The following is an 8,605-nucleotide window of genomic DNA, read 5'->3' as shown; positions in this document are numbered from 1 at the left end:
CTATCGATGCCGCTAAGGCGACCGTAAGAGATTCGTGATCTTGAAACAGTGGGTCGAGTGTGGGGTTTAGAACTATGTCGCCGTCTTTACCCAAGTAGCCACGTTTTATGCACAGACTGCGGACACGATTAGCGATGCTCTCAACTAGACTGCCTATGTCTAACCTCGGCAGTGATCTATGAGCACATGGTTGAACGTGATTTGGCTCCCATCACAGCCTTGATCGACGAGGCGGTGGCGATTGCTATAGGTAGAGGCTGCAGTCACATTGGCTTCGGTGGCTATACGTCGATTGTAACGGCAAATTGCACATCCATCGTGACAGATCAAATTGGATTGACGAGCGGCAATAGTTTCACTGTGGCGATGGGTCTTGATGCTATCGAGCGAGCAGCCAGCGATAAAGGCATAAACCTAGCTGAAGCCACCGTTGCCGTTCTGGGTGCGACGGGCAACATTGGCTCGATCTATAGTAAGATCATCGCTGAGCGGGCAAGCCGGCTTGTTTTGGTCGGACGGAACGAAAAAATTCAGCTTCTTGAACGGCTAGCTGGAGACATTTACCTCGAAACCTTGCAGGCTCACGGTCGTGGTGAAGTGTCTGTGATGTCGCAAAAGCTTTCGAGCACTGCTTCGGTAAAAAAATACTCAGTCGATTTACTTAAGAGCAGTGCCTCAGTGCGGCAAGAATTGTTCGCCGCGGTCCAAGGCGAGCTAGGCCAGGACTCTCCTATCATCGTAACGGGCGACCTGGCTGGCCTCCGAGAAGCCGACTGCATAGTTGCAGCGAGTAATTCACCTCAACCTCTGATCAAGCCAGAGTATCTTAAAGCCGGTCCTGTCATCATTGCAGACATAGCCACACCGAGTGATACTGATCCGTCCGTGGAGGAATGCCGGCCAGATGTGATGGTCATACAGGGCGGTCTCGTCGCTATTCCCAACAGTCCAGACTTGCGCGTTCCAGGGGTTCCTCTAGAAAACGGCACCCTATATGCCTGCATGAGCGAAACGTTACTGCTCGGGCTCGAAGGCAATAGAGGCAACTTTAGTTGCGGACGCATTTCTAAGGAGCAGGTTAAGGAGATCGCCGCGGTTGGCAAGAGGCATGGATTTGCTCTTGCCGCGTTTAAGATGGGACGGAGTTTCTGAGGGGGCTCAGTCTACCTTCGCCTGGTGGGCCAGTAGGTCGTCACTTCTTCAGTTCTTTTTCAGCGGCAGCGATGGCCTGATCCAAATATTCGCCTGCACCGACGGTTGCGAATACTGCCTTACCTTGACGGTCTAGGACCACCAACTGAGGGATCGCCGACACCATCCAACTTGTGCTTACAGCTTGGTCTCGGTCTTGTAGGAACGCAAACTTTGCGTTGAGGGCTTTGGCGTAGGACTCTATGTGAGGATCCGCCCCGTGCACCGCCGAGACATGAGCGGAGCGAGGGGGGGTATGGTGGCGGGCAACTTTGAGACTGATCACTGGTCGAGTGAAGACCTAAGCTAATTGAAACCTGTGTGAATCGGATCAGAACGAGTGTCACAGATAATTAGCAACGTGGCGCCCAATGGTCTCACACTCACCTAACACCATGCCGAGAGGAGGCCCCGGGTGTCCTGCTTGACAATTTCATGGGGGCTGGTGTTAAATGCAAATGACTTGCATTTAAGTAAAGGTGCCCTATCAGTATGTCGAACCAAAATTGTGAGCTGGAAACCCTGCTCTATATAGGTTCAGCTACCGAAGCACGAACCCGCCTTGCAGTGGCTAGACTGCCGAAGGCACCTATATCTGTCATTGTGGCGACTGGCCTAGGTGGGCCTCAGGCATTCAGAGCACGCTATTTAGCGCCTGAGTTGAGGAAGACAAACGATAACATAGCGGATCTTTTTCCCATGCTAGGTCCGGCGGTCGTGTCAGCCGCTACGAGTCGTGATTCCCTGAGGAATCTTCATGGCATCAGTCACGTGTTCGTAGAGAGTATTCCCGGTCGGCCGGCTAACGTCGGGACCACGATCGCGTCGGTACTGCAACTGTGCCAGCTAACCATTGATACCCAAGCCTCAATTTCCGCAGGTTTATTTGCTGCGGCTCCTACCGAGGCGCTGCTCTTCGAACAGTGTTTAATGGATCTTGGAGTTAAGACCCATCAAATCATCGCGGGATGGCTTACTGGTATTGGTAATACCAGCACTCGAGTCGTGAGATTTTCTGCCGCAAGCTTTATTAAACAATGCGAGATTCACCTACCTGAGCTCTATCGTGACACGTCTCGTGTCCCAGATTGGAATATTAATTCAATGACGCGAGGAGTAAGACTTTGAAGGACAGTATCCACCCAGAATACAGATTTGTTATTTTTCGTGATGCCGCAAGTGATTACCTTGCACTGACCAAGTCGACCAAGACATCAAACCAAACACTCAAATGGCATGACGGCATTGATTACCCAGTCATCGATATTGAAATATCGAGTGCTTCTCATCCATTTTTTACCGGTAAAGAAAAGTTACTTGATACCGCGGGTCGTGTGGAGCGATTTAATCGTAAGTATAATCTGTCTAAACACGGTGCTAAAGTCTAGCGCCGAAATTTCTCAAAAAATTTATGATTGTAGTTGATCAGATAACACCGAGAATTACCGAGGTGTGGCTCTGATTTTGGAGGCATATTTGGATGACAATTAACGCAGTATTGACAACAGAAGGGGTAGCAAGAATTGCCGTCACATCTCTTGTCACACTAATCTCTAGTGCAGCTGCCGCCACAGTTTCTCAAAGTTGAGGAAATCCCGTGCGCCTAACTACGGTGCTTAGCATCAGTTGTGGCCACCTCTTTTGATTAGAATTTTTTTGATCTATTTTGTTTTTTCTTAACGGAGCTCCTTCATCAACATCATGGATAGGATTTTGTCTTCCTACCTGATATTCGCTTCACGTAAAAAGCATGAGAACGATAACCTAATGCCTATTTACGAGTACCTATGTAACAAGTGTGGCGAAACATTTAATTTGACTTTAGGTATGAATGAGCCGGCTTTACTTAGGTGCCTCCGATGTGAGCGAGCTTGCTGCCAACCTGTGAAACGAATCAGTTTATGCTTTGGAAAAATAAAAGGTAAAAACGCGAACCACCTGAACCAGTCACTTGACTCTCTCGCGCCGCTTCTGCAGGAATCACCCACCCAGACAAGTGATTCGTTTGGGGTCGCTGAACATATTTGCTCAAAACACTGAATTTTGCATGGAATTAAAGATCGTTCTCTGTCGTAGCGTCCTCAAAAAAACGATTAATATTGCATCGTGCATGCAACAAATTGTTGCACCAACCGGATCACTATGTACACCCATGGTCTGGGAATGTATGCACAACATTTTAAATGTTACACTTAAGCAATCGTAGAGGATAACTAGCTACCATGTTGCAAAGCCATGCTTAGTGCAATGAGTATCAGAAACTATAGGAATTACACAAGTGAAGCAAAGACAGTTGTAGCCTGGCTGATTAATCTCCGTTGGTTAGCAATAGCATCTCAATTGATTTGTTTGATTCCTGGGGTCAAGCTCGGACTAGTTCTGGCTGAAGACGTGACGTCGTATTTATTAATTGTATTTGTACTTTGTTTATTTAACTTATTAACATCAGTCTGCGTACGCAAAAATATCCTTTCATTCGTTTATAAAAATTTGTGTCAGCTAATGGTTGATCTGCTCGCGATCACGCTCTTGCTGTCATTATCTGTAGCCAAAGATAACCCCATGATTGCTCTTTTTTATTTACACACCGCAATTGGTGCGATGCTTTTAAGGGGATGGCAAAGTGGCGTATTCCTTATTTGTCTGCATGTAGGTATGACCTATGTGCTTTTCCGCGGGTATCCGTTTTCTCAAGCCGCTGAATCCCGAGTCCTTTCTACTAACGTTAAATTGATAGCTCAATTATTCCTGGTTACGATCATCTGGTTACTCATGTCATCACTGTCGCAGCAATTGTCTGCCCTTAGAGAGCGGCTGTCTAAGCTAGCAAAAAATCAAAGCCGTATAGAAAATCTGCGCGTTTTAGGGGCATCAACGGCGAGTTTTTCACATTTGTTTGCAACGCCATTGAATACTATAAAGTTAAGAGTAAATAGGTTGATTAAAGATGGCAGCCAATTTCCATCTTCATCAAATGGAGATTTAGAATCTCTTAGACACGCAGTAGACCAGTGTGAAAAGGTGCTAAGATCTTTTTTTGAGGTCGCTCATTCTGATGACCGATCACTTTTGCGTAGTGTTGATATTTGTGAATACCTGCAAGCAGTTTGCTCAGAGTGGTGTGTAGGCAAAGATAATGTTAGTTTAGATATAAACATCGATTCAAAGTTTCCCGAGCATGTACGTTGTCAGATTCCTGAGTTGGCTTTTTCAAGAAATGTCATCGATATTCTTGATAATGCGATAGAAGCGTCGCAATCGAATCAGATTGAAATACGCGTGAGGATACGACTCAATCAGCATATGGTCGAGATAGAAATCAGTGACAATGGTCCGGGTATCCCTTCAAGTGTCATTCGATCTTTTGGTAATCCTTTCATCACGACAAAGGCAGATGGGTCGGGACTGGGCCTCTTTACAGTGTTATCTATGGCACAGGCTTTAGGTGGAGACTTAAGGATCAGAGATGGCGCTGACCGAGGTGCGTCGATTCTGCTGACGATCCCAAGTTGTCCAAGTTCGAGGTCTTCAATTGATGATTAGAGGGCCACAGAAGTCGTTATTGATTGCGGAGGATGACCTCAATTTGCGCGAAACACTTTGCCGCGAGCTAAGTGAACGAGGGTTTCAAGTCACAACGATAGACACACTTGGTCAGCTAAAAGATCTGGGGCATGTCTCAATTGACTACGCATTAATTGACCTCAGAATTGGGAGTGAGAATGGACTTCGCTTCGTACAAAACTTGATGTTAGCAAATAACTCCTGCAAAATCGTGGTTCTCACCGGCTATGGCACCATTGCAACAGCTGTCATGGCGATGAAGCTAGGGGCCGTCGACTATTTAACAAAACCTGCATCAATAGACGATATTTTGGCAGCCCTTGCCAAGGGCGTCGAAAAGCATAATGTGCGGAATTCATCAGAAGTTGAGTGTCCCGTACCGTCGCTGGCTAGGAAAGAGCGGGAATATATTGAATCAGTGCTTATCGAGTGTGATGGTAATATCACCCTGGCGGCTAAGCGTTTAGGGCTGCATCGTCAAAGTCTACAAAGAAAACTTCGGAAGTTTCCCCCTAAGAAATAACTGAGAATCTGTGCAGTTGATATTAGTTCCCCGCAACTTTTTGCTGCGTTGCAATCTTGTATACCTCACGCCATTTTAGAGTGAGGAGGTATCATGGAATTCCCAATATTTCACTTAGATCTGATTGGAAACCGACTTCTTATTGCAATTATTGCTGTAATTCACGCAATTATTTCCCATTCTATGGCCGTCGGGGGTGTACCATTAGTCGCCTGGCTTGAATGGCGGGGTGTTAGTAAAGGTAATTATGAGTTAGATCGTTTGACAAGAAAGATACTCTTCGTCTTTTTTGTTGTGACAACATCGATCGGCGCGATGACTGGTGTGGGTATTTGGTTTTCTGCCACTCTTGTCAATCCCGTTGCTATTGGTAGTTTGCTTCGGGTCTTTTTCTGGACGTGGTTTGTTGAGTGGATAGTATTTGTTACTGAAGTTGTGCTGATCTTGTTTTACTACCTAACTTGGGATCGATGGATCGGAGGATTCAAAAAACGCCATCTTAGGCTCGGAGCAGTCTTGGCATTCGCTTCATGGGTAACGATGGCCCTCATTGTGGCGATCTTGAGTTTTATGATGGATACAGGTAACTGGAATACGGATCGTCAGTTCCTGAGTGCTATGACTAATCCGATTTATGTCCCGCAGTTAATGTTTCGTACCCCTTTAGCAATGATTATGGCTGGCGCTGCGGCTCTATGTGTTTTGGCTTGGGTTCGGAATAACGAGCATGTTTCTGAAATGAAACGGGCAATTGGCCGTTGGATATTGGCTTGGTCTCCAGTACTCGCGTTAGGGGCTTACAAGTACGCACATGTGATTCCAGAGTATATGGCGAGTAACGCTCCAGTCGCTCTTGCGACCCAGGAATTTGCGGATTGGTATCTATTCGTTGAGCGACTAAGTTTAGCCAGTATTGCCACAGTGATAATCTGCGCAATGTTCATTGCAGTTCGGCCAATGATGGTTCCTCGCTTAATCCTGCCGTTGCCATTTGTCCTAATGATTGGATTTATGGGCCAGTTCGAGCGTGTTCGCGAATTTATTAGGAAGCCTTATGCAATCGCAGACTACTTATATGCTAACGGTATACGGGTAGAAGATTTTGATAAGTTGAAGACAGATGGGATTCTCAAGCATTATCCCTATGCGAAAATCCAAACCATAAACGATGGCAATCGCATTGAAGCAGGAAGAGAGGTTTTTCTTCTTGCGTGTTCGCGGTGTCACACCGTTTACGGAGTTAATTCGGTGATTACCAAGTTTAAGGGTATCTCCGGTGGTCTGCCGTTAGATGAGGGTGTGATGTCCGCATGGATGGCTGGTATGCATCATGTCCGGCCGTTTATGCCACCTTTTCCCGGAAACGATCTCGAGCGCGATGCATTAGCTGCGTTTGTCGTAAAGGCTGAAAAAGAAAATATTCACGTTGAAGGAATGCAGTCTTCAGGGCTGTGGTAAAAATAATTTTGAGGATCGTTAAATGGTTACAAATCTTACGCTACATGACTTGCCGCTGCCACTTCCAGCAAACGAGATGTTTCTAAAAGTCCTTTTGGTACTCGCTTTTATTGCGCATATTATATTTGTGAATCTGATGGTTGGCGGATCGATATTGACGCTTGTTTTTCAATTCATGGGTCGTCAGCAGGATCGATATGATTTACTCGCAAAGAAATTGGCAAAGACGATCACAGTTAATAAAAGTTTGGCGGTGGTTTTGGGTGTAGCGCCACTGCTACTAATCAATGTCTTGTATACCGTCTTCTTCTATAGCGCCAATATTCTAACAGGAAATGCCTGGATCTCTGTAGTTCCTTTGGTCGCAATAGCATTTTTACTTACTTATCTGCATCAATACAGTTGGGAGCGGCTTGCAGCGAACAAGATGCTTCATATTAGCATCAATATAGTCGCTACAGCGATATTTCTTGTGGTGCCAATGATATTTCTCGCCAACGTTAACCTAATGTTATTCCCAGAAAGGTGGGGTGAAGTTAGGGGATTCAGCTCGGCGTTGCTAATGCCAAGTGTGCTCCCACGATATTTTCATTTTTTAGCGGCATCAGTGGTGCTTACAGCATTATTTCTCGTTGGATTCTGGTCGCGGCCGTTAGCTAAGGAAGAAGTCCGCGAAATGGGCTTTGATGTAAATAAGTTGCAAAGGGAGCTCTATTTAATAGCTTTCATGGTCTCTCTATCTCAATTAATAATTGGGCCCATATTGCTACTTACTCTCCCGAGGCCAGGTATATCCTGGGCTTTGATTGCTACTGTCGGAATTGGCGCAGTAGCATCCTTACCTGCATTGGTTTTGATGTGGCTAGAAATAATAGCCGAAACACCAGTTATTGGTCGGCGCTACTGGAGTGTCATTGCGTCACTGGGGTTGACAACGTTACTCATGGCGTCCGGACGCCACCTATATCGGGAAGAAGCTATTCGTTCTGCAAAAGCGGCGGTGCAACTGAAAGCGAATATGCCGATCGGTGTCCTCAGATAATCAAAATAGCTCAGCAGATTCATCTGTGCTAGCGTGTGGTAAGTCCAATACCCTCATGATTTGGCCTGAATGCGCAGAGGTAAAGGCGTCATCGACTAATTTCCCCGGGAGTATGAGATGACTGTCATAGAACAATGCGTTGCTCGAGCTGTCTATGGCTTCAGAGGTTCCGAACTTGTCGCGCATTGCTTCAACGAGGTTAGAAGTAATAAAACTAGAATTTATGAGATCGTTAGAACGAAGGCCTTTGATGGCGTCAATTGCTAATGCTAGCATCGCCACGGATCCCTTGGAACGGTCTCCTGCGATTATTTCGCTCACTGCCTTCATAGCCTCTCCCAGGAAGCGACTTATCGTACCCAGATCCGAGTGATCGTCTTTCATGCGTTCGATGGCTTCTGCTAGGGCCTTGATTGAATCAACTGTTGAGAAGTGAACCATGAGCTGGTTGTTGAATTTTGTCGCAAACAACCGAGTACCGAGTGGTCGAAGGCCTCCGAGTGGACGAAACTCCGATGCATAGAGATCATGCCAACTTGACTCGTTTTCACCAGTTGCACGGCTGAAAATTGCGGCATTACGATAGGCACCACTGATCGACGCAGAATTAATAGTAAACGATAACATAGGGGCCTGAGTGACAGTGACCGATCCTTGGACTTCCCACCCAACCAATCTAAATACCATCGCGAACTGACCGGGAGGTAATTGCTACGCCGCTCACATAAATTGACCCATCCATGCTCACGTAAACTGACCCAGGTAGCTTGTGGTTGGGCGTGTCGGCGAGCAGGTCGCTTACTTGGGTGGCTGGATGCATCGGCCTG

At 46.4% G+C, this 8,605-nt stretch carries 10 protein-coding genes; 8 read left to right on the top strand and 2 right to left on the bottom strand.

The annotated features are described in order from the left end of the window. The first annotated feature begins 186 nt into the window (after positions 1-186). Positions 187-1,152 (top strand): hypothetical protein, encoded by a 966-nt coding sequence (locus tag FJ146_18380; GenBank protein ID MBM4253939.1) that lies wholly within the window; start codon positions 187-189, stop codon positions 1,150-1,152. Between the two features lie 40 nt (positions 1,153-1,192). Here the strand turns inward: FJ146_18380 and FJ146_18375 are convergent, their stop codons facing one another. Further along, positions 1,193-1,477, bottom strand: coding sequence for a hypothetical protein (locus FJ146_18375; GenBank protein MBM4253938.1), 285 nt, complete (start codon positions 1,475-1,477; stop codon positions 1,193-1,195). 206 nt (positions 1,478-1,683) lie between these two features. On the opposite strand from FJ146_18375, the gene FJ146_18370 reads away from it, so the two are divergent. The 7 genes from FJ146_18370 (at position 1,684) to FJ146_18340 (ending at position 7,778) form a co-directional block, all read left to right on the top strand. Next, positions 1,684-2,319, top strand: a complete 636-nt coding sequence (locus FJ146_18370; protein ID MBM4253937.1) for a hypothetical protein — start codon at positions 1,684-1,686, stop codon at positions 2,317-2,319. After that, on the top strand, positions 2,316-2,579 hold the full coding sequence (locus FJ146_18365; GenBank protein MBM4253936.1) for a type B 50S ribosomal protein L31: 264 nt from the start codon (positions 2,316-2,318) through the stop codon (positions 2,577-2,579). Before FJ146_18370 ends, FJ146_18365 begins: the two co-directional genes overlap by 4 nt. Before the next feature lie 313 nt (positions 2,580-2,892). Next, on the top strand, positions 2,893-3,231 hold the full coding sequence (locus tag FJ146_18360) for a hypothetical protein (GenBank protein ID MBM4253935.1): 339 nt from the start codon (positions 2,893-2,895) through the stop codon (positions 3,229-3,231). A 195-nt stretch (positions 3,232-3,426) separates the two neighbouring features. Continuing rightward, positions 3,427-4,734 (top strand): HAMP domain-containing histidine kinase, encoded by a 1,308-nt coding sequence (locus FJ146_18355; protein MBM4253934.1) that lies wholly within the window; start codon positions 3,427-3,429, stop codon positions 4,732-4,734. Next, a complete protein-coding gene (locus tag FJ146_18350; GenBank protein ID MBM4253933.1) occupies positions 4,727-5,278 on the top strand; it encodes a response regulator in 552 nt (183 codons plus the stop codon). Before FJ146_18355 ends, FJ146_18350 begins: the two co-directional genes overlap by 8 nt. Positions 5,279-5,371: 93 nt before the next feature. Next, entirely contained in the window at positions 5,372-6,736 is a 1,365-nt protein-coding gene (locus FJ146_18345) for a cytochrome c (protein MBM4253932.1), read from the top strand. 22 nt (positions 6,737-6,758) lie between these two features. Beyond that, complete coding sequence (locus FJ146_18340) at positions 6,759-7,778, top strand: cytochrome C (protein MBM4253931.1); 1,020 nt, start codon at positions 6,759-6,761, stop codon at positions 7,776-7,778. Here FJ146_18340 and FJ146_18335 read toward each other — a convergent pair whose 3' ends face one another. Continuing rightward, positions 7,779-8,405, bottom strand: a complete 627-nt coding sequence (locus tag FJ146_18335; GenBank protein MBM4253930.1) for a hypothetical protein — start codon at positions 8,403-8,405, stop codon at positions 7,779-7,781. Between the last annotated feature and the right edge of the window lie 200 nt (positions 8,406-8,605).

The organism is Deltaproteobacteria bacterium, from assembly GCA_016874735.1.
Classification (GTDB): Bacteria; Bdellovibrionota_B; Oligoflexia; order Oligoflexales; family CAIYRB01; genus CAIYRB01.
The sequence above is the reverse complement of the archived record's forward strand: the minus strand, read 5'-3'. Positions and strand labels throughout refer to the sequence as shown.